This window comes from Gordonia sp. PS3 (genome assembly GCF_041950545.1).
GTDB lineage: Bacteria > Actinomycetota > Actinomycetes > Mycobacteriales > Mycobacteriaceae > Gordonia > Gordonia sihwensis.
Genome location: NZ_CP169524.1, coordinates 2,616,858 through 2,639,986 on the forward strand (window position 1 = coordinate 2,616,858; position 23,129 = coordinate 2,639,986).

Consider the following 23,129-nt stretch of genomic DNA (forward strand, 5'->3'; position numbering starts at 1 on the left):
CCGGAAACAGTTCCATGACGCTGCCCGCCCCTCTCGCCGAGATCGTCTCGGATTTCGCCGATCTGGCGGATTCGGACAAGGTCACTCTGCTGCTCGAGTTCTCCCGCGAGCTCCCCGAGCTGCCCGAGTCGCTGAAGCCCGAGTCGATGGAGCCGGTTCCCGAGTGCCAGTCGCCGATCTTCCTGTCTGTGGACGCCTCGGACGCCGAGGCCGTGCGCCTGTACTTCAGCGCTCCGCCCGAGGCACCCACCACCCGGGGTTTCGCCTCCATCCTGCACGAGGGGCTCGACGGCGCCAGTGCTTCGGAGATCACCGCGGTGCCCGACGACTTCTTCCACGAGCTGGGTCTGTCGTCGGTGATCAGTCCGCTGCGTCTCAACGGGATGGCGGGCATGCTGACGCGGATCAAGCGTCAGGTGCGCGAGCAGACCTCCCGCTGAACGCCGTCGCAGCGCAATGGACTTTCTGCAGATCCTCGACGCCCCGATTCAGCCCGGCGGCCTGGTCGAGTGGATTCCGGCTGTGCCGGGCGGTCTGGGCAGCTGGAGCCGAGACGTACGCGAGACCTCGCACAACCACGAGGAGCATCTGCGGTCGGCGTTCGAGTACCGGGCGCTGACGCATCGCGAGGGCGGCCGCGAATCGTGGCTCGGGCTCGCGATCGAGTTCGACGAACCGATGTCGGTGCCCTCGGTCCGCTCCGCGCTGGTGGCGTACATCAATCGCCACGAGGTGCTGCGGACGCACGTGGTGCTCAAGGCCGACCGCGACGCCCGCTACCGCACGGAGCGCTACACCACCGAGCCCGACACCGTCCGGGTCAAGATGGCACGCATCGGCTGGTACACCGAGACGCCGCTGCTCCTCGAGCAGATCGCGGGATCGTTCGACCGCGCGACCGCCCCTCTGCACTGGCCGGCGTACCGGTTCGCGACCGTGGCGCGACCGGACAGTTTCACCCTGTTCTTCGCCGCCGACCACTCGCTGGTGGACGGCTACTCCCTGGTCAATGCGCATCACGAGTTGTCGGAGCTGTACCGGGCGGCCCGCGAGGGTCGTCCACCGGCTCTCGAGCCCACGGGCAGCTACCTCGACTTCAGCGACGCCCAGCGCCGCGCCGCCGACGTCGCCGACCCCGAGCACCGCGCAGTGCGCACATGGGCCGAGTTCGTCGCCCGGTTCGGCGGCCGACTGCCACCGAACCCCCTGCTGACCCCCGGTCGGGCGGGGCCCGCCGAGGAGGGCACCGGGCCGGTCCAGCTCGCGCGCACCCGGTTGCTCCTCGACGACGCCGGCGCGACGCGCTTCGAGGCCTTCTGCGCCGCCTCGGGCGCGTCCCCGGTGGGCGGGATCCTGGGAGCGATGGCGGTGGCCTTCCGCGAGACCAGCGGCGCCGACGACTTCGCCGTGATCATGCCCCGGCATACGCGGACCGACCGCTCGTGGCTGCACTCGCTGGGCTGGTTCGTCGGTCTGGCGCCCCTGGTGATCGACGTCTCCGACGATCCCACGCCCGCCGAGGCGTCGCGGCGGAGCACCGCGGAACTGAGCGCTTCGCGGCACGGAAGCGAGCTTCCGTTCCTTCGTGTGGCGGATCTCATCGGCGTCACCGGCTCGCCGCATACGGTGGTCTCGTACATGGACACGCGCGGGGCACCGCGTGCCCAGGCCGCCGACGACGGTGCCGCACGGGTCCTGCGCAGCCATTCTTATGCCGACGACGAGGTCTACGTGTGGGTCAACCGGACGCCCGGCGGCCTGCGGATGCACGCTCGCTATCCCGCCGAAACCGCAGGTGATGTTCCCGTCTTCCTCGACCGTTTCGCGGACCTACTCGCGCGTACAGCCGAAGCCGGGTAGACAATTTTCTTGACCTGCGTGAGATGCGTCGTACCGAGCAATTGATCGGTGCGTTAATCTGAGTCGCGGAAATCACGTTGCCCGTCTGATGCGAGCCACGTGTAGGACGCCACGAGCGGGAGAATCCCGCGCGAGACGCAGCCCGTCGACCCCGGATGGTGAGAGCCGTCCCCGACAACGGCACCGCCTGACCGGTGGTGCCACAGGAGTGCCAGTGACCAGTTCCGCTGAGATCAGTCAGACGACCATCAAGAAGGTCCTCATCGCCAACCGCGGTGAGATCGCCGTTCGCGTGATTCGCGCCGCGAAGGACGCAGGCATCGCCAGTGTCGCCGTGTACGCCGAACCGGACGCCGACGCACTGTTCGTGCAGCTGGCGGACGAGGCGTTCGCACTCGGCGGCCAGACGTCGGCCGAGTCGTACCTGGTGTTCGACAAGGTCCTCGACGCCGCCGCCAAGTCCGGCGCTGACGCAGTCCACCCCGGATACGGCTTCCTCTCGGAGAATGCGGACTTCGCACAGGCCGTGATCGACGCCGGTCTCACCTGGATCGGCCCGCCCCCGTCGGCCATCCGTGACCTCGGCGACAAGGTGACCGCACGCCACATCGCCGAGCGCGCGAAGGCGCCGATGGCCGCCGGCACCAAGGATCCCGTCGCCGGCGCCGACGAGGTGGTCGAGTTCGCCAAGCAGTACGGCGTCCCGGTCGCGATCAAGGCCGCCTTCGGCGGCGGCGGCCGCGGCATGAAGGTCGCGCACACCGTCGAGGAGATCCCCGAGCTGTTCGAGTCGGCCACCCGCGAGGCCGTCGCGGCATTCGGTCGCGGCGAGTGCTTCGTGGAGCAGTACCTCGACAAGGCGCGACACGTCGAGGCCCAGGTCATCGCCGACCAGCACGGCAACGTCGTCGTCGCTGGAACCCGTGACTGCTCGCTGCAGCGCCGGTTCCAGAAGCTGGTGGAGGAGGCACCCGCTCCCTTCCTGACCGACGAGCAGCGGGCGCGCATCCACTCCTCCGCGAAGGCCATCTGCCGCGAGGCCGGCTACTACGGCGCGGGCACCGTGGAGTACCTGGTCCAGGGTGACACCGTCTCGTTCCTCGAGGTCAACACCCGACTCCAGGTGGAGCACCCGGTCACCGAGGAGACCTCGGGCATCGATCTGGTGCGCCAGCAGTTCCGCATCGCCGAGGGCAAGGCCCTGGAGATCACCGAGGATCCGACCCCGCGTGGTCACTCCTTCGAGTTCCGGATCAACGGTGAGGACGCCGGGCGGGGCTTCCTGCCCGCGCCCGGCCCGATCACCGTCTACCGCGAGCCCTCCGGCCCCGGCGTCCGCGTCGACTCCGGCGTCCGCCAGGGCGACGTCATCGGCGGTCAGTTCGACTCGATGCTGGCCAAGCTGATCGTCACCGGCGAGAACCGGACCCAGGCACTCGAGCGCGCCCGCCGCGCACTGGCCGAGTTCGAGGTCGACGGCCTCGCCACCGTGATCCCGTTCCACCGCCACATCGTGTCGAACCCCGCCTTCATCGGCAGCACCGACGAGAACGGCGTCGAGGGCTTCGAGGTCTACACCAAGTGGATCGAGACCGATTGGGACAACCCGATCAAGCCCTTCACCGGCGGTGAGCCGCTCGACGACGAGGACGACACCCAGCGCCAGAAGGTCATCGTCGAGGTCGACGGCCGCCGCGTCGAGGTCTCGCTGCCCGGCGATCTCAACCTGGGCGGCGGTGGCGGCACCAACGGCGCCATCCGCCGCAAGCCGAAGTCGCGCACGCGCAAGAAGGGCGGCGGCGCCGCTGCCTCCGGCGACGCCGTGACCGCGCCGATGCAGGGCACCGTCGTCAAGGTGGCCGTCGGTGAGGGCGACGAGGTCGCCGAGGGCGACCTGGTCGTGGTCCTGGAGGCCATGAAGATGGAGAACCCGGTCACTGCGCACAAGGCCGGCACCATCACCAGCCTGTCCGCCGAGGCCGGTGCCGCGGTCACCCAGGGCACGGTGCTGCTCGAGATCAAGTAGAACCGGATACACCTCCGGCTGTGCCGTTCCGCCTGACCGATGTCGAGTCAGGAGGAACGGCACAGCCCGTTTTCGGAGCCGTGCACGCGCCCGGATCCGGCCGATTCGTGAGCGAACGAGAAGGACCCGTCATGGAAGCTGTCGAGATCAACGCCGGTGCGTGGTATCTGCGCGCCCTGCGGCACGACGAGCGGTTGTCCGATGTGCCCGCGCTCGAGCTCCTCGGCGTCGGCGATCCGGTCGAGTACATCCGAGCCGCCGACGCCGCGTGGGCCGACGAGTCGCGTCTCACGTGGGCGGTGTGCGTCCCCACCACCGGCGAACTCGCGGCGCTGATCGGCGTCGACGCCGCGGGGTCGGTGGCCGGCCTCGCCCGCGACGGCTACGACGCCGCGCTCGCGGCCGCGGTCGATCCCGCCACCCGTTGCGCGAGCGCACTGCTCGACGTCGAAGCGGCGGCTCTGCGCTCCGGACTGCCAGGCCGCTGACCCGGACGCCGCGCATCCAGGTCGCCGCGCATTCAGGCAGGCGCTCAGAGGGGCGAGTCGGCGGGGTTCCCGAGATCGGTGCAGTCGACCAGCACCATGTCGTCGCGGTGCGCGACGAGATACCGCACGGCAGGCAGTCCCGCCCCCAGCTCCGCGATGGCCTCGCGAACGCGTTCGGCTCCCAGGTAGAAGGGTTGGGCGGGACGGCCGCCGAACGCCGCGCGGCACAGACTCGTCGGGCAGTCGGCGGCGGCCTCGATGACGCGTGCGACGGCGATCGAACCGGCATCCGGGCTGTCGAGGGTCTGGATCACCGCCCCCGCCAGACTCGGATGCTGATCGACGAACTTCAGCGCCGCACTCGAGCAGGCGTCGAGACTGTCGTACCACTCGGGGAGATAGAGCGTCGTCGACGAGGTGTCGGGCGCCGGAACCACGCGGGCGCCGAGCGCCACATAGATGTCCTTGCAGCCGCCGGCGCCCAGACTTGACACGCAGGCCATCAGTCGCTGTTCTGTCGGAACATCGCCGTCACCTGCGGGATTCCGCTCGTCTCCACGGGCTACGAGGATGATCCCAGCGACCGGATGAGCCGGTCCGCCGGAGTTAAAATCACCGCCGGATCCCATGCTGCCCAATGGTACCCGGTCCCTTACCATCGATAACTGCAACTGGTTCGCCCGGCCGGGATCACTATGGAGCCCCTGCTTCCCGCCGGGCGTCGACGCGAGTTCGCTGCCGACGGCAGCGACCGCCCGCGAAGAGGGAATCCGGTGAGACTCCGGAGCTGACCCGCAGCGGTATGTCGGAACGACCGCCGTCACACGCACTGGGACCGCCCCGCCCGAGCCACGGCTCACCGGCGGCGGCGCCTGGGAAGCGACGGCCAGTAGAAGCGGGCTCCATTCCTGGCCCGCGCGCCGACGAGCCCGAAGACCTGCCGGATGTATCGAGCGCATCCGCGCCCGATGGCTGTCCGCCTCGAGGAAACGGGCGACTGACGAACTGCGGTTCGCAGCGCCCGGTATGGCGACGGCTCGAACTACTCATGCAGGAGAAGAACACGTCATGTCTGATGACACGACTATCACCACCGACACCAGCACCACCCACTCTGCGGGCTTCACGGCCACCGTCCCCGGCGTCGCCCGGATCGGCGCCAACCGGGAGCTCAAGCGCGCGGTCGAAGCCTATTGGGCGGGCCGGATCGACGCCGCCGCGCTCACCCGGGTCGCAACGGGCATCCGCCGCGACAACTGGAGCAGGCTGATCGACGCCGGTTTCGACTCGGTGCCCGTCAACACGTTCTCGTACTACGACCAGGTGCTCGACACGGCTGTGATGCTCGGCGCGCTGCCACCGCGAGTGGCGGCGATCGACGATCCGCTGGACCGCTACTTCGCCGCCGCCCGCGGCACCGCCGGCGGCCCGGGCCCCGACATCGCACCGCTGGAGATGACCAAGTGGTTCGACACCAACTACCACTACCTGGTTCCGGAGATCGGTCCGGACACCGAGTTCACCCTCGACCCGGGCGCAGTCCTCGATGAGATCGCTCAGGCGCAGGCTCAGGGCGTGCCCGCCCGTCCCGTGGTGATCGGACCGATCACCTTCCTCGCGCTCGCCAAGGCGGTCGACGGCGGCCCGGCACCGCTGACCCGCATCGACGATCTCCTGCCGCTCTACACCGATCTCCTCGGCCGCCTGGCCCAGACCGGTGTCGACTGGGTCCAGATCGACGAACCCACGCTGGTGACCGATCAGGCCGACGGTCTCACCGACCTCGCCGAACGCGTCTACGGTGTGCTGTCGGCTGTCCGGACGCGCCCGCGAATCCTGGTGCAGACGTACTTCGGCGATACGGGCGACCGTCTCGCGGCACTGGCGCGGACCGAGGTGGAGGGCGTCGGAGTGGACCTGGTGACCGGCTCTCCGGACACCGTCCGCACGGCCGATCTGACCGGAAAACTGGTAGTCGCCGGCGTGGTGGACGGCCGCAACGTCTGGCGCACCGACCTCGACGCGGCGCTGGCCGCACTCGAGTCGCTGCGCGCGCACGCCGGTGCCCTCGCGGTCTCGACCTCGTGTTCCACACTGCACGTCCCGTACACCGTGCGCGGCGAGTTCGAACTCGACCCGGTGCTGCACGGATGGCTGGCCTTCGCCGAAGAGAAGTTCGGCGAGGTGGCCGCGCTCGCTCGGGCCCTGGCGCACGGCCGGGACGACCAGGCGTGCCGGTTCGAGGCGGCGCGCGCGGCACTGGCGTCCCGGGCAGCGGACCCGCGCGTACACGTCGCCGCGGTCCGCGAACGCCTCGCCGGGCTCACTCCGGCCGACTGGACCCGCTCGCCCGCGCCCGACCGCCGTGAGGCGCAGGACGCCGCGCTCGGCCTGCCCGTCCTGCCGACCACGACCATCGGCTCGTACCCGCAGACGGTCGAGATCCGCAAGGCGCGCCTCGCGCTGCGCAACGGAACCATCGACTCGGCGGCCTACCGGTCCCGGATGGAGCAGGAGATCGCCGCGGTGATCGCCCTGCAGGAGCAGGTGGGTCTGGACGTCCTCGTCCACGGGGAACCCGAGCGGAACGACATGGTCCAGTACTTCGCCGAACAACTCGACGGCTTCTTCGCGACGGCCGCCGGCTGGGTCCAATCGTACGGGTCACGCTGCGTCCGGCCGCCGATCCTCTTCGGCGACGTCCGGCGGTCGTCGCCGATGACGGTCGGCTGGATCACCTACGCGCAGTCCCTGACCGAGAAGCCGGTCAAGGGCATGCTCACCGGCCCGGTGACGATCCTCGCGTGGTCGTTCGTCCGCGACGACCAGCCGCTCGCCGAGACCGCGCGTCAGGTGGCTCTCGCGATCCGGGACGAGACCACCGATCTCGAGCGCGCGGGGGTACCGATCATCCAGGTCGACGAACCGGCACTGCGCGAACTGCTGCCGCTGCGGACCGCCGACCGCGCGGCGTACCTCGACTGGGCGGTGACCGCCTTCCGTATCGCCACCGGCGGGGTCGGCGACGCCACCGCGATCCACACACATCTGTGCTACTCGGAGTTCGGCGAGGTGATCGGTGCGATCGCCGCGCTCGACGCGGACGTCACCTCCATCGAGGCGGCGCGCTCCCATATGGAGGTCCTCGACGACCTCGACGCGGCCGGCTTCGCCGCCCAGGTGGGTCCGGGCGTCTACGACATCCATTCGCCGCGCGTGCCGGCCGCCGATGAGATGGCCGCGTCGCTGCGTGAAGCGCTCGACGCGGTGCGCGCCGACCGGCTGTGGGTCAATCCCGACTGCGGGCTCAAGACCCGCCGCACCGACGAGGTCACCGCCGCGCTGCGGAACATGGTCGACGCCGCCCGCCGGGTCCGCGAGGAGATCGCCGCCGATCGGGCCACGGTGCCCGCCACCTGATCGCGACCGGATCCATCGGACACCGCTCACCGGTGACCGATGGATCCGGTGCGGCCCGTCCTGCCTCCGGTACCGCCGCGTCCGAACTACAGTGGGAGCCGCCCGATTCCCCGACCGGCGGTGCCCGCGACAAGAGGTGGAGACGATGCTCAGATGGTTGGCTGTTGCCGCGACGTGGGTTCTCGCCGCGGTGTCCTCGACGCTCGTCCTGGTCTCCCCGTGGTGGCTATTCGTCACCGGCGTCCTCGCCTTCATCGCACTGGTCGGCACGTACGACCTGGTGCAGGCCCGCCACAGCATTCTGCGGAACTATCCGGTGCTCGGGCATTTCCGCTTCCTCATGGAGAGCATCCGGCCGGAGATCCAGCAGTACTTCATCGAACGCGACACCGACGGGACCCCGTTCGACCGGGAGACGCGCACCACGATCTACGAACGCGCCAAGGACGTCAAGGACGTCGACCCGTTCGGCACCCAGCGCGATCCGACGGTGATCGGATACGAGTACGTGCGGCACTCGATCGTCGCGCACTCCGCCACCGACGAGACCCCCACCGTGCGGATCGGCGGGCCGGCGTGCACTCAGCCGTACGACATGGCGATGTACAACGTGTCCGCGATGAGCTTCGGCGCGCTGTCGGCGAATGCGATCCTGGCACTCAACGGCGGTGCCGCCAAAGGCGGCTTCGCACACGACACCGGTGAGGGCGGGCTCAGCTCCTACCATCTGCGGCCCGGGGGCGATCTGATCTGGGAGATCGGCACGGGTTATTTCGGCTGCCGCACCCCCGACGGGCACTTCGACCCCGAGCAGTTCCGCGCCAAGGCATCGAACCCGCAGGTCAAGTGCATTTCGATCAAGCTGTCCCAGGGGGCCAAACCCGGTCTCGGCGGAGTGATGCCCGGCCCCAAGGTGACGGCCGAGATCGCGCAGATGCGGGGTGTCCCCGCCGGGCGGTCCGTCGTCTCACCGCCCTCGCACAACGCTTTCCACACCCCCGTCGGGCTGTGCGAGTTCATCGGCCGTCTGCGCGACCTGTCGGGCGGCAAGCCGGTCGGCTTCAAACTGTGCGTCGGTTCGCGCAGTGAGCTCCTCGGCATCTGCAAGGCCATCCGCCAGACCGGGATCGCACCCGATTTCATCATCGTCGACGGGGCCGAGGGCGGCACCGGGGCCGCGCCGGTGGAATTCGAGGACAACGTCGGGACCCCGCTGACCGAAGGCCTGATGACGGTGCACAACGCGCTGGTCGGCACCGGTCTGCGCGACCATATCCGGATCGGCGCGTCGGGCAAGATCACCAACGGCATCGACATCGTCAAGCGCGTGATCCAGGGCGCCGATTTCACCCTCGCGGCGAGGGCGATGATGATGGCCGTCGGATGCATTCAGGCGCAGCAGTGCCACACCAACAAGTGCCCGGTCGGCGTCGCCACCCAGGATCCGAAGCGAGCCCGCGCACTCGACGTGTCCGATAAGACCGAACGGGTCTACAACCTGCAGCGCCACGTCGTCGACAACGCCAAGCAGTTCGTCGCGTCGATGGGGCTGACGAGCTTCGACGATCTCCACCCGTCGATGCTGATGCGGACGGTGGGGCCGAACAGATCGAAGTCGTACGCGGAGATCTACGAGTGGCTCGCGCCGGGCGAACTGCTGACCCGCCCGCCGGAGTCGTGGCGCGAGGACTGGGAGTACGCGAGTGCGGAGTCCTTCGTCCTCACGAGTGCGCACGAACCCGATCCGTCACACCGGCCGCCGAGCCACGGCAGCACCCGGCATCCGCTCGCGGTGTAGGCCCGCTCGCGGCGCTCTCAGCGCCAGGCGAACACCGGCTGTTCGAGATCGTGAACGCGGGTGTCCCGGCCCGCCAGCACCACCTCGGCGAACTGATACACGACCGCGGCCGTCGGCGCGTGGATCCGGGCGCCCGCGATGTTCAGCGCGACCAGGGTGCGCGGCGACTCCGGTATCCGACTGAACACCGCCGGCCGGCGCAATTCGTCGAAGGACACGAAGAAGAGCTTGTCCACCTCGGCCGGACTCGGATGGACGGGCGGGTCGTCGTCCACCCAGCACACCACCGGTGTCATCAGATAGCCCGACCGCGTCTCGTAGTCGTCGAGAAGGCCGAGCACCGTCTCCTCACCGAGCTCGATCCCGATCTCCTCGTGCAGTTCGCGCAACGCGGCCCGGGTCGGCGTCTCGCCGGGATCGAGGCGTCCGCCCGGGAGCGCGAACTGATTGGAGTGGTTGCGCAGGGACGACGGCCGCCGGGCGATCCAGATCCCGTACTCCCCGCCGTGACGGACGACGGTGATGGCGACCGCCGAGTGCCGGAGCCTGCCCGCCGGGTCGTCGATGGTCCGGCGGGCCCAGCTCCCGATCCGCTCCCGTGCCAGTTGCCGCGTGATCTCCATGCCTTCATCTCTACCCGGTGCGGCGTCCCGAGGGCGGCTAACCGATCACCACGAGCAGGTCGCCGGGCGCCACCTCGGCGACCGCGTCGACGGCGACCCGCTCGACCACCCCGCCGACGGGCGCGGTGATGGAGGCCTCCATCTTCATCGCCTCGATCGTCGCCACGGTCGATCCCGCGGTCACGCTGTCGCCCTCGGCCACGGTGACGGTGACGACGCCGGCGAAAGGCGCACCGATCTGGCGCGGATCACTGCGGTCGGCGCGTTCGGCGACAGCTGCCGACGGCTCCACCGACCGGTCCTGGGCCGGCACCGGCCGCAGTGTCCCGTTCACCGTGAACAACACGGTGCGGCGGCCGAGGTCGTCGGGTTCGCCGACCGCTTCGAGACCGACGAGCATCTCGGTGCCGGGACCCAGCCGGACGCGATGCTCCTCGCCGGGCCGCAGACCGTAGAAGAACTCCGTCGCCGACAGCCGCGAGGTGTCGCCGAACGTCGCCCGATGGTCGCCGAACTCGGCCGCCGGGCCGGGGAACAGCAGCCGGTCCAGAACCCGCCGCCTGCGCGGCCCGGATCGGGTGAGCGCCTCGCGATCGTCGGCCGCGAGGGCGGCGGTCGGCGGCGTGTGGGTCCGGCCCGCGAGGACCTGCGTGCGCAACGGTTCCGGCCAACCGCCGGCGGGCTCTCCGAGATCGCCGGCGAGGAAGCCGATCACCGAGTCGGGGACATCGTGCGATGCGGGGTCGGCGGCGAACTCGGCAGCGGTGATCTGCTGCGCCACCAGCGACAGGGCGAGATCGCCGACCACCTTCGACGACGGCGTCACCTTGATCGGCCGCCGCAACAGTGCGTCGGCGTCGGCGTAGGCCCGTTCCACCTCCTCGAAGCGGTGGCCGACGCCGAGGGAGATGGCCTGCTGCCGCAGATTCGACAGCTGTCCCCCGGGGATCTCGTGTTCGTAGACGCGTCCGGTCGCGGCTCCCACCCCGGACTCGAACGGCGCGTACACGCGGCGCACGGCCTCCCAGTAGGGCTCGAGGGAACACACGCTGCGAAGATCCAGCCCGGTGTCGTGTTCGCCGTTCTCCAGCGCCGCCACCACCGCGGAGAGCGATGGCTGACTGGTGGTGCCCGACAGCGGAGCGCTGGCTGCGTCGACCGCGTCTGCTCCCGCGGCGATCGCCGCGAGATAGGTGGCGACCTGACCGCCCGCGGTGTCGTGGGTGTGGACGTGGATCGGGATGTCGAACTCCCGGCGCAACGCGCCGACCAGGGCGGTCGCGGCACGCGGACGAAGCAGACCGGCCATGTCCTTGATCGCGAGCACGTGGGCGCCGGCGTCGACCACCTGCTCGGCCAGACGCACGTAGTAGTCGAGGGTGTACAGGTCTTCACGCGGATCCGACAGGTCGCCGCTGTAGCTCAACGCCACCTCGGCCACCGCCGTCCCCGTCTCGCGTACCGCGTCGATGGCGGGCCGCATCGCCTCGACGCTGTTGAGCGCATCGAAGATCCGGAACACGTCGATTCCCGTGGCCGCCGCCTCCGCGACGAAGCCGCGGCACACGTCGTCCGGATGCCGGGTGTAGCCCACGGTGTTGGCACCGCGGAGCAGCATCTGCAAGCAGACGTTCGGCAACCCCTCCCGGAGTCGTTCGAGCCGCTCCCAGGGATCTTCCTTCAGGAAGCGGAGCGCTACGTCGTAGGTGGCACCGCCCCAGCACTCCACCGACCACAGCTGCGGGGTCAGTGCCGCCACGTACGGTGCGACGGCGTCGAGGGCGCTGGTGCGCAGCCGGGTGGCGAGCAGCGACTGATGGGCGTCGCGGAAGGTGGTGTCGGTGATCGCGACGGCGGACTGAGTCCGCAGCGACTCGGCGAACCGGTCCGGCCCCAGACTCAGCAGACGCTGCCGTGAGCCCGCGGGCGGCCGCGCCAGCAGGCTCGCCGGGACGGCGGGCAGTTTGGAGGTGGGACGGACGGTCGACGGCGCCTCACCGTGCGGCCGGTTCACCGTCACGTCGGCCAGATACGCCAGCAGCTTGCCGACGTCGTCGCCCGGTGCGTGCCCGGTGAGCAGTTCCGGGTGGTCGTCGATGAACGAGGTGGTGGTCCCGCCCGCGAGGAAGTCGTCGTTCTCCAGGACCGCGCGGAGGAACCCGATGTTGGTGGTGACGCCGCGGATCGAGAACTCGGCCAGCGCCCGCCGGGCCCGCGCGGCCGCGGTCGCGAAATCGCGGCCCCGGCAGGTGAGTTTGACGAGCATCGAGTCGAAGTGGCCGGTCACCTCGCTGCCCAGAGCGGCGGCGCCGTCGAGCCGGACCCCCGCCCCGCCGGGCGCGCGGTAGTCGCGGACGCGGCCGGTCTGCGGCCGGAAGCCGTCGGCGGGATCCTCGGTGGTGATGCGGCATTGCAGCGCCGCACCGCGGACGGTGATCGCGTCCTGGTGCAGCCCCATCCCGGCGAGCGAGGCACCGCCGGCGATCTGCAGCTGGGCCGACACCAGATCCACCTCGACCACCTCTTCGGTGATCGTGTGCTCCACCTGAATCCGCGGGTTCATCTCGATGAAGTAGTGCCGGCCGCGTACGTCGAGCAGGAACTCGACGGTGCCCGCACAGGTGTACCCGATATGCCGGGCGAAGGCGACGGCGTCGCGGCAGATGCGGTTGCGCACCTGGGGGTCCAGGCCCACGGCGGGCGCGATCTCGATGACCTTCTGATGCCGCCGCTGCAGGCTGCAGTCCCGCTCGTACAGGTGCACCACGTCACCGCCGGCGTCGGCCAGGATCTGCACCTCGATGTGTCGCGGTCGCACCACCGCCTGCTCCAGGAACACCGTGGGATCGCCGAATGCCGCATGGGCTTCCCGGCCCGCCGCCGTCACCGCATCGGCGAGATCCTCGATCCGTTCCACCCTTCGCATCCCGCGGCCCCCGCCGCCGGCCACCGCCTTGACGAATACCGGGAACGTCAGCTCGGCCGCCGCCGCTACCAGCTCGTCGGGGTCGGATGACGGCGCCGACCCGGCGAGCACGGCCAGGCCCGCCTCGCGGGCGGCCTGAACCGAGCGCTTCTTGTCGCCGGTGAGGTCGAGCACCGCGGCCGACGGTCCGACGAAGACGAGTCCGTTCTCGTCGCACGCGCGGGCCAGTCCGGCGTTCTCCGAGAGGAAGCCGTAGCCCGGGTACACCGCGTCGGCCCCCGATCTCAGCGCCACACCGATCACCTCGTCGACTGACAGATAGGCCTTGACCGGGTGGCCGGGCGTGCCGATCTGATACGACTCGTCGGCCTTGAATCGGTGGATGCCGCCGCGGTCCTCGTGCGGGAACACGGCCACCGTTCCGAGGCCGAGGTCGCGGGCCGCACGGAAGGCCCGGACCGCGATCTCGCCTCGGTTGGCGACCAGGATCTTCGAGATGCTCACGCCGGAACGGACCTCTGCTGCGGGCCCGAGTACGCGGACAGCGGACGGATCAGGGCGTTCGACTCGGTCTGCTCGATGATGTGGGCCGTCCACCCGGTGATGCGGCTCATCACGAACAGCGGCGTGAACATCGGGATGTCGAAACCCATGAGGAAGTACGCCGGTCCGGTCGGGAAGTCGAGGTTCGGCCGGATCCCGGTCCGCGAGACCATCTCCTCTTCGAGCTCGGCGTAGACGGCGAGCCATCTGGATTGACCGAGGTGTTCGGAGACCTCCCGCAGCGCGCGGTACATGGTGGGCACCCGCGAGTCTCCCCGCTTGTAGACGCGATGGCCGAAACCCATCACCTTCTCTCCGGCGGACAGCTTCGCGTCGAGCCAGGCGCGCGCCCGCTCGGGGCGGTCGATCTCGATCATGTCGTGCATCACGGCCTCGTTGGCGCCGCCGTGCAGCGGTCCCTTCAACGCGCCGATCGCCGCGGTCACCGCGCTGTAGATGTCCGATCCGGTCGAGGTCACGACGCGGGCAGCGAAGGTGGAGGCGTTGAAGCTGTGTTCGGCGTAGAGCACCATCGACTTCTCGAAGGCCCGGACGACCACCGGATCGGGCACCTCTCCGAAGCACATGTTCAGGAAGTTCTCCGCGTAGCCGAGCCCGTGGTGCGGGGCGATCGGGTCCAGTCCCCTCCTGCGTCGCAGGTCGGCGGCGACGATGGTGGGCAGCACCGCGAACATCCGCTGAGCCTTGTCGAGCAGTGACGCGGGCGCGGCGACGTCCTCGTCGGGGTCCTCGGTGCCGAGATAGCTGATCATCGTCCGGACCACGTCCATCGGGTGGCAGGTCTCGGGAGTGCGGGCGAGCACCGCCTGTGCCGATCGGTCCAGACGCCGGGCGGCGCGCTCGCGCTGGGTGAACTGTTGCAGCTGATGATCCCCCGGCAGCTCGCCGTACCAGAGCAGGTACGCGACCTGCTCCATCGAGCACTTCTCCGCGAGTTCCTGCACCGGATAGCCGCGATAGGTGAGCGAGTTGGTCTCCGGGACCACTTTCGAGATCGCGGTGGTGTCCACGACGACACCGGCCAATCCCTTGTATATGGCGTCGGTGTATATGGCGTCAGTCCCGCTCGTCCGTGCGGCCGCGGACTGCGCGGTGGGCGTGTCGGTCATTTCTGAACCCCCGGTCGGGTATAGGTGAACAGCTGGTTGTCGAAGGCGTTGTAGTCGGCGTATCGGAGGAACTCGTAGAGGCGGGCGCGGTGCTGCATGCCGTCGAGGAGCCCCCGCTGCGTGCCGGTCGAGGAGAGTTCGCCGAGACCGGCCTCGACGGCACCCATCGCGATCCGGAGAGTGGTGACCGGATAGATCACCGCGTTGTAGCCGAGATCCCGGAGTTGCTGTGCGGTGAGCAGTTCCGACTTGCCGAACTCGGTCATGTTCGCCAGCAGCGGCGCGTCGACCGCCGCGCGGAAACGCTCGAACTCGGCGGCGGTGGCCAGGGCCTCGGTGAAGATGAGGTCGGCTCCGGCGTCGACGTACGCCTTCGCTCGGTCGATCGCCGCATCGAGGCCCTCGACGCCGCGGGCGTCGGTGCGGGCGCACACGATGAAGTTCTCGTCGCGGCGGGCTCCGACCGCGGCTCCCAGCCTGCGCAGCATGTCGTCGACCGGGACCACCTCCTTGCCGTCGAGGTGTCCGCAGCGTTTGGGGTTCACCTGGTCCTCGAGGTGGCAGCCGGACAGCCCGGCGTCCTCGAGCGTCGCGACGGTCCGGGCCGCACTCATCGGCTCGCCGAACCCGGTGTCGGCGTCGATGAGCGTCGGCAGGTCGGTGGCTCGCGCGATCGCTCCGCCGCGCGCGGCGACCTCGGTGAGGGTGGTGAGGCCGATGTCGGGCAGCCCCAGGTCGGCGGCCAGCGCGGCGCCCGAGACGTACACGCCCTCGAATCCGGCGTCGGCCACCATCTTGGCCACCAACGGTGAGAACGCGCCCGGCCAGCGCTGGAGTTCGCCGGAGTTCAGGGCGTCGCGCAGGCCGCGCCGCTTGTCGGCGTCGCTGCGGCCGGAGGAGAAGACGCTTCCGGAAGTGGCGGTCATCTCAGAGGATTCCCTTCCCCGTCTCCGGCGCGGACGCCAGCACGTCCGGCAGGACGCGGACGTTGAGGGCGTCGAGACCGCCGGCGGGCAGGTCCGCGAGGCCGCTCGCCGCCGCGACAAAGCGTTCCTGCTCGGCGGGGTCGATCACGCCCTCGGCCATGCGCGCGAACTTCGCCAGATACTGGTCGCGGGCGAATGGACGGGCGCCGAGCGGGTGGGCGTCGGCGACGGCCAGTTCGTCCTCGATCACCTCGCCGCTCGCGAGGGTGATGACGGCGCGCGCACCGAAGGCCTTCTCGTTCGGGTCGGTGGAGTGGTAGCGGCGCGTCCACTCCGGGTCCTCGACGGTGGAGATCTTGCGCCACAGTTCCACCGTGTCCGGGCGGGCGGCGCGCTCGGGCGCGTACGAGCGTTCGTGGTCCCATTCACCGTCCTGGAGCGCGACGGCGAAGATGTACATGACCGAGTGATCGAGCGTCTCACGGCTCGCGGTCGGGTCGAACTTCTGCGGGTCGTTCGACCCGGTGCCGATCACGTAATGGGTGTGGTGGCTGGTGTGCAGCACGATCGACGCGATCTGCGAGGGGTCGCCGACCCGGTCGCGCATCCGCCGGGCCAGGTCGATCGGCGCCTGGCTCTGGTACTCGGCCGAGTGCTCCTTGGTGTAGCTGTCGAGGATGGCCCGCTTGGCCTCACCCGGCGCAGGCAGGGGCACCGTGTAGCGCGCCTCGGGCCCACCGAGCATCCAGGCGATCACACCGTCTTCGCCCTCCCAGATCGGCGACGGCGCCCCCTCGCCGCGCATCGCCCGGTCGACTGCCTCGACCGCGATCTTGCCCGCATGGGCCGGGGCGTACGCCTTCCAACTGGAGATGAGTCCCTTGCGGGACTGCCGCGTGGCGGTGGTCAGGTGCAGGGCCTGGCCGACGGCCTGGTAGATCGTCGGCACATCGAGCCGCAGCATGGTGCCGAGACCGGCCGCGACCGACGGACCGAGGTGCGCGACGTGGTCGATCTTGTGCTCGTGCAGGCACATGCCCTTCACGAGATCGATCTGGATCTCGTACGCGGTGGCCAGTCCGCGGATCAGATCGGCGCCGTCGGCGCCCACTCGCTGCCCCACCGCCACCAGGGCGGGGATGTTGTCGCCGGGGTGCGAGTACTCGGCGGCCAGGAAGGTGTCGTGGAAGTCCAGCTCACGCACCGCGACGCCGTTGGCCCAGGCCGCCCACTCCGGTGCGTACGAGCCGTCGACGCCGAAGACCGTGGAGCCGCCGGCGACCGGCCTGGTCTGCGCCTGCCTGCGCGCGCTCACGACCGGTCGCCGCACCACCGACGCGGCGCTCACGGCCGCGTTGTCGATGATGCGGTTGACGATCATCTCGGCGGTCTCGTCGGGCACACCGACGGGGTCGGCGGCCACCTGAGCGATCTTGTACGCGAGATGCTCGCTCAACGGAAACTCTTCGGCGCTGCGGCGGGTGCGGACTTCGTGATTGATCATGTTCGCACCGTACGCAGGCGCTCTCGTCTCGCGAAAGGCCTGGCAAATGCGTATTTCTGCGGATCTTTCAGGACTATGTTGCGAATCTTGCGGATACCGTGCCGGATACAGTTGGCGCATGGCCAAGACCTATGTGGGCGGCCGGCTCCGCCGGCTGCGCGAGGAGCTCGGGCTGTCGCAGGCGGCGCTCGCCCGGCGGCTGGACCTGTCCACCACGTACGTCAATCAGCTCGAGAACGACCAACGCCCGATCACCGTCCCGGTGCTGCTCACCATCACCTCCGCGTTCGACCTCGCGCCGGACTTCTTCTCCGCGTCCGGCGACGCCCGCCTCGCCGCCGACCTGGCCGACGCGATCCTCGAGCAGGGAGAGAAGGTGAGCCGGACCGAGGTGGCTGAGATGGTGGCGCGCATGCCGCAGATCGGCCGCGCCCTGGTCGGCATGCACCGTCGGCTGGCGGCGGCGACCGCCGAGCTGGAGACGCTCCGAGCGCGGACCGGTGACGGCTCCACCGAACCCCACATCACCCCGTTCGAGCAGGTCCGCGACTATTTCTACGACCGCCGCAACTACATCGCCGAGCTCGACCTGGCCGCCGAGCGACTCTTCGCCGACGCCGGCCTGTCCGTCGGCGGGCTGGATCTGCAGCTGGCCGACCTGTTGGAACACCGGTTCGGCGTCCGCGTCACGATCGCGCCCGCCGAGCGCGGCACCGGACCCAAGCGCGTATTCGACGAGGAGTCGGCGACGGTGACGCTCGCGCGGCGACTGTCGGCGGGCCAGCGCGCCTTCCAACTCGCCACGCAGCTCGCACTGCTCTCGCAACGCCCGCAGATCGATCGGCTGGTGGCCTCCGCGGACAGCCTCGACGACGCCTCGATACCCGTGGCGCGCGTGGGCCTCGCGAACTACTTCGCAGGTGCGCTGGTTCTCCCCTACGGCGAATTCGCCGCTGCCGCACGTGAACTCCGCTACGACGTCGACCTCTTGAGTCGGCGGTTCGAGGTCGGCTTCGAGACCGTCTGCCACCGCCTGTCCACCCTGCAACGCCCCGGCGACCGCGGAGTTCCGTTCATCTTCGTCCGTGTCGACAAGGCCGGGAACATCTCCAAGCGTCAGTCGGCGACCGCGTTCCACTTCTCCCGGGTGGGCGGCAGCTGTCCGCTGTGGGTGGTCCACGACGCCTTCGCCACGCCCGGCCGGGTGCGGACCCAGGTGTCGCAGATGCCGGACGGCCGCAGCTACTTCTGGCTGGCGCGGACCATCGACTCGCATTCGGGCGGCCACCTCGCGACGCCGTCCGACTTCGCGATCGGCCTGGGCTGCGATCTCGCGCACGCCGACGAACTGATCTATTCGACCGGAGTCGACCTCACTGAGGACCGCACGATGGTACCGATCGGCGCCGGCTGCAAGGTGTGTCCGCGGCCGGACTGCTCGCAGCGCGCCTTCCCGATGCTGGGCCGCGGCATCCACATCGACGAACGGATCAGCGACTCGATCCCGTACCGCCGGTCGGAGTGAACCGGGGCGGTACGGGACCGCAGCCGTGCGGATCGACCGATGTCGGTGGAGTCGATCAGTCGTGAGCGAAACTCACGGTCGGGAGCACCTTCCGCAGCCAGGCCGGCGTCCACCAGGCCGCCCGTCCGGTCAGCCGCAGCAGCACCGGCAGCAGCACCAGCCGGATCAGGAAGGCGTCCAGCAGCACCGCGACGCCGAGGATCACTCCCATCTCCTTCGGAGGCAGCGGTCCGGACAGGGCGAAGGTGAAGAACACCGCCACCATGACTCCGCCCGCGGCGAAGATCACCCGCCCCGAGTGCGCCACCGCGCCCACCATCGCCGACCTCGCATCGCCGTCACGTTCCCAGTGCTCCTTGGCGGAGGCGAGCAGGAACACCGTGTAGTCCATCGCGATGGCGAAGATCATCGCGAAGAAGAACACCGGCGCCCAGGCGTCCAGGAAGCCCTGCGACTCGAAGCCGAACAGTCCGGCACCGAGTCCGTCCTGGAACACCAACCGCGCCACGCCGAACGCCGCCGCGGTCGAGAGGAGACTGACCAGCGTTCCGAGGAAGGAGATGAGCGGCGCCGCCAGCGCGAACAGCAGTAGCAGGAATCCGAGCGTCAAGACCACCGCGATCACCACCGGAGTGCTCCGGTCGAGTTGCGCCTTCAGGTCCAGATTCTCTACGGCGGCACCGCCCACGAGCACCCCGGCGGGCAGGCCGGCGCGCAACCGGTCGACGGTCTGCGCCAGTTCCGGGTCCGACGGATCGACGGTCGGCACGGCCTGGATCATCCGGTAGTCGACGCCGTCGGACGGTGCGGCCGGCGGGGTCGCGGCCGCGATTCCCGGATCGTCCGCCAGCACCGTGCGCGCCTCGTCGGCGACCGCCGCGGGTGCGATGACGGTCAGCATGCCCGGCGCTCCCGGACCGAAAGCCTCCTGCACGCGGTGGTAGCCGACGCGGGCACTGGCGTCTTCCGGGAGCACCTTGATCGACGGCATGGCGGTGGTCAGGCCCACCAGCGGGATCGCCAGGACCACCAGGATCGCCAGGGCCGCCGCTCCCCACCGCAGCGGGTGCCGCCACAGTCGTTGCGCCCACGCCTCGAACCGCGGCGAACGGTGTTCGCCCGCCTTGACCCACGGCAGCGGCAGTTTGTCGATGCGGTGATCGAGCTTCGAGAGCACCAGTGGCAACAGGGTGAGGGTGGCCGCGAGGATGAACACGACCGAGATCATGATCCCGCCCGCCATCGACCGGAACGACGGTGACGGCACCAGCATCACGGCGGACAGCGACACCAGCACGGTCGCGCCCGAGAGCAGGACCGCCTTGCCCGCCGTATCCATGGTCTGAGCGATCGCGGCCCGCATCGGCAGTCGCTGTCCCATCCGTGCCGCCCGGAACCGGACGACGAGGAACAGCGCGTAGTCGATGCCCAGGGCGAGGGAGAACATCATCGCGAAGTTCATCGCCCAGATCGACACCGGGACAACGGCGTTCACCAGCACCAGAATTCCCGCCGACGCGACGAGACCGGCGATCGTCAGCAGCAGCGGCAGCCCGGCGGCGACGAGCGCACCGAACGCCACCACCAGGATGAAGAGCGTCACCGGGAATGAGATCATCTCGGAGGTCAGCATCGCCTCGAGGTTGGCCTTGTTGAAATCCGACCACATCACCGACGCACCCGTGGGCGCCACCTGAACGCCGTCGCGTGAGAGGGCCTCGAGTGGCGGCGACAGATCGGTCGCCGCGCGCACCATCTCGTTGGTGTCCGCGCCCGCACCGCCGATCACGATCGCCGTCCGGCCGTCGGCGGAGAGGGTGGCCCCCGGCGTCGGCTCGATCACCTGGCTGATCCGTCCGTCGGCGCGCAGGATGTCGCCGACAGCGGCGATCACCTCCGGCCCATCACCCTCGGTGAGGGACCGCTGGCCCGTCACGACCACCTGGATGGCCGACGACGCGTTCCCGCCGAAGTGCGCGACCGCTAGATCGCGGGCCGCGACCGAGTCGGACCCCTGTGCCTGCCAGCCGGCGCCGGAGAGACTCTTCTCCACCGACGGTGCGAAGACGCCGAGCCCGATGACGATCAGGATCCACGCCGCCGCGACCAAGCGGCCGTGGGCACTCACCCAGACGCCGAGCCGACCGAGCGGCCCGGGCCGCGGCTCCACCGCGCCCACGGACGCGGCGGACGCCCGCGTCGGTTCCAGTTCTTCACTTCTCATGTCATTCGTCCTCCTCCATATCCCCCTGGGGGGTTAGTGGGAGACCGTACATCCCCCCAGGGGGTTATGCAATAATCGAGGCGACGAGAGGAGTCGACATGCAACTACCCGACGAGAAGCTCAAACCGGTGCTCACGCGGCTGCGACGCGCCCATGGCCATCTGGCGACCGTGATCCGCATGCTCGAAGAGGGTGCCGAATGCGAGGATGCCCTGACCCAGCTCGCCGCGGTCGACAAGGCGCTGGCGCGCAGCGGCTACGCCCTGGTCTCCACGGGCCTGATCCACTGCATCAGCACCGAGGGCCCGGACAGCGTCGATCAGGCCAAGATGGAGAAGCTGTTCCTGTCGTTCGCCTGAGAGCGGATCAGCGACGGACGGCGGTGCGGAGCAGCGCGAGCTGGATGGTGGTGAGGAGCCGGTCGTCCCGGTCCTCCAGGCGCAGGCCCGAGAGCTGCTGGGCCCGCTCGATCCGATAGCGCAGGGTGTTCGCGTGCACGCCCACCGCGGCGGCCGCATCGCGCACGTTGCCGTGCGCGTCGAGATAGGCCTGGACGGTCGCCACCAGGTCGGCGGAGTGCTTGCGGTCGTAGTCCGCCAGCGCGGCCACCCGCGGGTCCAGGAGGTCCTCGCGCGCGGCGACCACGTCGAGGATCTCGCCGAGCAGAACCGCGGTCCGTGATTCGGCCAGACTCGTCACCCGCGCTGCACCCGGAGCCGATGCGGTGGCCGTGAGCACCCGGTCCACTTCGGCCCGCCCGGCAGGAACGTCGGCCAGCCCGGCGAGCGGGCTGACCACCGCGGCGTGCAGCACCGCGCCCGCCAGGGCCGCGTCCCCGTCGAACTTCGTGACGAGTCCGCCGACCCAACGCATGATCGCGGCCGTGTTGACCGCCGGCAGCAGCAGGTACGCGCGACCGTCGAGCACCGTGGTGACGGCCGCGGCGGCGAAGGCGCTGGCGTGCAGCCGGAGTGCACCGCCGACTGCGGCCATCGCGTCCTCGTAGACGGCCTGGTCGCCGCCGGTGGGCGCGATCCCGATCACCGCGACGGCCTCGTCCACCGGCCACCGCAGGTACGCGCCCGCCGACGAGACGTCGATGCCCCCGTGCGCACCGAACAGACGCTGCACCAACTGGCCCTCCGTGGACGGCGCACGCATCTCCCGGGTCAGGATGCGCGCGGCGATGGCGGCGGCCCCGCGCATCACGTCGGCGGAGTCGTCGGCCAGCGGTCGGGCACCCTCCTGCACCCAGATGGAGCCGAGATGCCTGCCGGATCGGGCGTGGACGCCGACGACGAGGCGGCGGCGCATGGCCTGTTCCGGATGCTCGGGCACGTCGACCACCTCGCCGCCGCGGCGGATCGCGTCGAACACACCCCAGCGACGAAGCAGATCCAAGTACGCGGGCGGCCCGGCCCGACCGAGGATCGTCTGCACCCGCAGGTCGTCGGCCTCGCCCTTCGACGGCGAGTACGCGAGGACCCGCGCACTGGTCGCGTCCTCGATGGACACCAGTCCCCCGGTACCGTTCGCGACCAGCGCCACCAGACCGAAGAGATCGACGTCGACGGGCGGCGTCAGGTCCGCGGGGTCATCGTCCCGGACCCGGTCCAGACATCCCTGCACCGTCGTCAGCACCCGGTCCCACCGCGCCCGGGCATCGACCACCACCACGGCCACCCCCGCCCGCGCGGCGACCTCTGCCAACCCGGACGGATTCGCCTTGGTGAAGACCACACGCGGCCCCTCGACGGGCCTCCCCTCCGTGTGGCGCCCTCGCATCCACTCGAGGACCGCGCCGGTGCCGAGTCCCACCAGAAGCACCGCGTCCGTCGGCGCATCGAGACCGCCGGCCAGATCGTCGGCATCGATCATCGACACCGAGGTGATCCGCCGTTCCGGATCGGCGTCGGCGAGGACGTGTGCCACGGCGGTGTCGAGGGCCGAGACGACGTCTCGGAGGAGCACCGACGGATGCGTCGCCGACACCTCGTCGCTCGTCGCTCCGGAATCCTCGTCACCAGTGGTCATGGCAGTAGAGTCTGTCAGGTCAGCTGGAGAATCGTACAAGAAACCACGTGATCGTTCGTAGTATTGTCCGACGACCGCCGCGGCCCGCCGACGTGTACTGGC

16 protein-coding genes and 1 riboswitch are annotated in these 23,129 nt (G+C 69.9%); of the genes, 8 read left to right on the forward strand and 8 right to left on the reverse strand.

Annotation, left to right across the window (positions count from 1 at the left end; all coding sequences use genetic code 11):
* The first annotated feature begins 14 nt into the window (after positions 1-14).
* The 4 genes from ACE11G_RS12105 (at position 15) to ACE11G_RS12120 (ending at position 4,374) form a co-directional block, all read left to right on the forward strand.
* Positions 15-440, forward strand: a complete 426-nt coding sequence (locus ACE11G_RS12105) for a SufE family protein (RefSeq protein ID WP_006896483.1) — start codon at positions 15-17, stop codon at positions 438-440.
* A 16-nt stretch (positions 441-456) separates the two neighbouring features.
* Positions 457-1,860: a condensation domain-containing protein gene (locus ACE11G_RS12110; protein WP_006896484.1), complete on the forward strand. Its 1,404-nt coding sequence runs from the start codon at positions 457-459 to the stop codon at positions 1,858-1,860.
* Between the two features lie 214 nt (positions 1,861-2,074).
* The gene (locus ACE11G_RS12115; protein ID WP_006896485.1) at positions 2,075-3,886 is read left to right on the forward strand and encodes an acetyl/propionyl/methylcrotonyl-CoA carboxylase subunit alpha; all 1,812 of its coding nucleotides are present in this window, start codon (positions 2,075-2,077) and stop codon (positions 3,884-3,886) included.
* Positions 3,887-4,017: 131 nt separating this feature from the next.
* Entirely contained in the window at positions 4,018-4,374 is a 357-nt protein-coding gene (locus ACE11G_RS12120) for a hypothetical protein (RefSeq protein WP_006896486.1), read from the forward strand.
* A gap of 44 nt (positions 4,375-4,418) precedes the next feature.
* On the opposite strand, the gene ACE11G_RS12125 is transcribed toward ACE11G_RS12120, so the two are convergent.
* The gene (locus ACE11G_RS12125) at positions 4,419-4,868 is read right to left on the reverse strand and encodes a hypothetical protein (protein WP_231650343.1); all 450 of its coding nucleotides are present in this window, start codon (positions 4,866-4,868) and stop codon (positions 4,419-4,421) included.
* A gap of 231 nt (positions 4,869-5,099) precedes the next feature.
* Positions 5,100-5,334, forward strand: a riboswitch (cobalamin riboswitch).
* Between the two features lie 108 nt (positions 5,335-5,442).
* Between ACE11G_RS12125 and metE the strand changes: the two genes are divergently transcribed.
* Both metE and ACE11G_RS12135 read left to right on the forward strand, forming a co-directional pair.
* Entirely contained in the window at positions 5,443-7,794 is a 2,352-nt protein-coding gene (gene metE / locus ACE11G_RS12130) for a 5-methyltetrahydropteroyltriglutamate--homocysteine S-methyltransferase (protein WP_375002317.1), read from the forward strand.
* A 145-nt stretch (positions 7,795-7,939) separates the two neighbouring features.
* A complete protein-coding gene (locus tag ACE11G_RS12135) occupies positions 7,940-9,592 on the forward strand; it encodes an FMN-binding glutamate synthase family protein (RefSeq protein WP_375002319.1) in 1,653 nt (550 codons plus the stop codon).
* A gap of 17 nt (positions 9,593-9,609) precedes the next feature.
* Here ACE11G_RS12135 and ACE11G_RS12140 read toward each other — a convergent pair whose 3' ends face one another.
* The 5 genes from ACE11G_RS12140 to prpD are packed head-to-tail and all read right to left on the reverse strand — an operon-like array spanning position 9,610 to position 17,244.
* Entirely contained in the window at positions 9,610-10,215 is a 606-nt protein-coding gene (locus ACE11G_RS12140; RefSeq protein WP_278126774.1) for a CoA pyrophosphatase, read from the reverse strand.
* A gap of 37 nt (positions 10,216-10,252) precedes the next feature.
* Entirely contained in the window at positions 10,253-13,645 is a 3,393-nt protein-coding gene (locus ACE11G_RS12145) for a pyruvate carboxylase (protein ID WP_375002322.1), read from the reverse strand.
* Positions 13,642-14,814 carry a bifunctional 2-methylcitrate synthase/citrate synthase gene (locus ACE11G_RS12150; protein ID WP_260868412.1) on the reverse strand — a complete coding sequence of 391 codons (1,173 nt, stop codon included), beginning with the start codon at positions 14,812-14,814 and terminating at the stop codon, positions 13,642-13,644. Before ACE11G_RS12150 ends, ACE11G_RS12145 begins: the two co-directional genes overlap by 4 nt.
* Positions 14,811-15,740, reverse strand: a complete 930-nt coding sequence (prpB, locus tag ACE11G_RS12155; RefSeq protein WP_375002325.1) for a methylisocitrate lyase — start codon at positions 15,738-15,740, stop codon at positions 14,811-14,813. Before prpB ends, ACE11G_RS12150 begins: the two co-directional genes overlap by 4 nt.
* A gap of 1 nt (position 15,741) precedes the next feature.
* The gene (gene prpD / locus ACE11G_RS12160; RefSeq protein ID WP_375002327.1) at positions 15,742-17,244 is read right to left on the reverse strand and encodes a 2-methylcitrate dehydratase PrpD; all 1,503 of its coding nucleotides are present in this window, start codon (positions 17,242-17,244) and stop codon (positions 15,742-15,744) included.
* Positions 17,245-17,362: 118 nt separating this feature from the next.
* Here prpD and ACE11G_RS12165 point away from each other — a divergent pair, with 118 nt between their 5' ends.
* Entirely contained in the window at positions 17,363-18,769 is a 1,407-nt protein-coding gene (locus ACE11G_RS12165) for a short-chain fatty acyl-CoA regulator family protein (RefSeq protein ID WP_278126767.1), read from the forward strand.
* A 55-nt stretch (positions 18,770-18,824) separates the two neighbouring features.
* Here the strand turns inward: ACE11G_RS12165 and ACE11G_RS12170 are convergent, their stop codons facing one another.
* Positions 18,825-20,993 (reverse strand): MMPL family transporter, encoded by a 2,169-nt coding sequence (locus ACE11G_RS12170; protein ID WP_006896496.1) that lies wholly within the window; start codon positions 20,991-20,993, stop codon positions 18,825-18,827.
* Between the two features lie 98 nt (positions 20,994-21,091).
* On the opposite strand from ACE11G_RS12170, the gene ACE11G_RS12175 reads away from it, so the two are divergent.
* On the forward strand, positions 21,092-21,352 hold the full coding sequence (locus tag ACE11G_RS12175; RefSeq protein WP_006896497.1) for a metal-sensitive transcriptional regulator: 261 nt from the start codon (positions 21,092-21,094) through the stop codon (positions 21,350-21,352).
* Positions 21,353-21,359: 7 nt separating this feature from the next.
* On the opposite strand, the gene ACE11G_RS12180 is transcribed toward ACE11G_RS12175, so the two are convergent.
* Complete coding sequence (locus ACE11G_RS12180) at positions 21,360-23,027, reverse strand: CdaR family transcriptional regulator (protein WP_062367539.1); 1,668 nt, start codon at positions 23,025-23,027, stop codon at positions 21,360-21,362.
* Between the last annotated feature and the right edge of the window lie 102 nt (positions 23,028-23,129).

Bases quoted from the DNA above. Each gene is read 5' to 3' on its own strand.
- ACE11G_RS12170 (WP_006896496.1), bottom strand. From the start codon at position 20,993: ATGAGAAGTGAAGAACTGGAACCGACGCGGGCGTCCGCCGCGTCCGTG.
- ACE11G_RS12110 (WP_006896484.1), top strand. From the start codon at position 457: ATGGACTTTCTGCAGATCCTCGACGCCCCGATTCAGCCCGGCGGCCTG.
- ACE11G_RS12150 (WP_260868412.1), bottom strand. From the start codon at position 14,814: ATGACCGACACGCCCACCGCGCAGTCCGCGGCCGCACGGACGAGCGGG.
- ACE11G_RS12175 (WP_006896497.1), top strand. From the start codon at position 21,092: ATGCAACTACCCGACGAGAAGCTCAAACCGGTGCTCACGCGGCTGCGA.
- prpD (WP_375002327.1), bottom strand. From the start codon at position 17,244: ATGATCAATCACGAAGTCCGCACCCGCCGCAGCGCCGAAGAGTTTCCG.
- ACE11G_RS12165 (WP_278126767.1), top strand. From the start codon at position 17,363: ATGGCCAAGACCTATGTGGGCGGCCGGCTCCGCCGGCTGCGCGAGGAG.
- ACE11G_RS12140 (WP_278126774.1), bottom strand. From the start codon at position 10,215: ATGGAGATCACGCGGCAACTGGCACGGGAGCGGATCGGGAGCTGGGCC.
- ACE11G_RS12120 (WP_006896486.1), top strand. From the start codon at position 4,018: ATGGAAGCTGTCGAGATCAACGCCGGTGCGTGGTATCTGCGCGCCCTG.
- prpB (WP_375002325.1), bottom strand. From the start codon at position 15,740: ATGACCGCCACTTCCGGAAGCGTCTTCTCCTCCGGCCGCAGCGACGCC.
- ACE11G_RS12180 (WP_062367539.1), bottom strand. From the start codon at position 23,027: ATGACCACTGGTGACGAGGATTCCGGAGCGACGAGCGACGAGGTGTCG.
- ACE11G_RS12135 (WP_375002319.1), top strand. From the start codon at position 7,940: ATGCTCAGATGGTTGGCTGTTGCCGCGACGTGGGTTCTCGCCGCGGTG.
- ACE11G_RS12105 (WP_006896483.1), top strand. From the start codon at position 15: ATGACGCTGCCCGCCCCTCTCGCCGAGATCGTCTCGGATTTCGCCGAT.
- metE (WP_375002317.1), top strand. From the start codon at position 5,443: ATGTCTGATGACACGACTATCACCACCGACACCAGCACCACCCACTCT.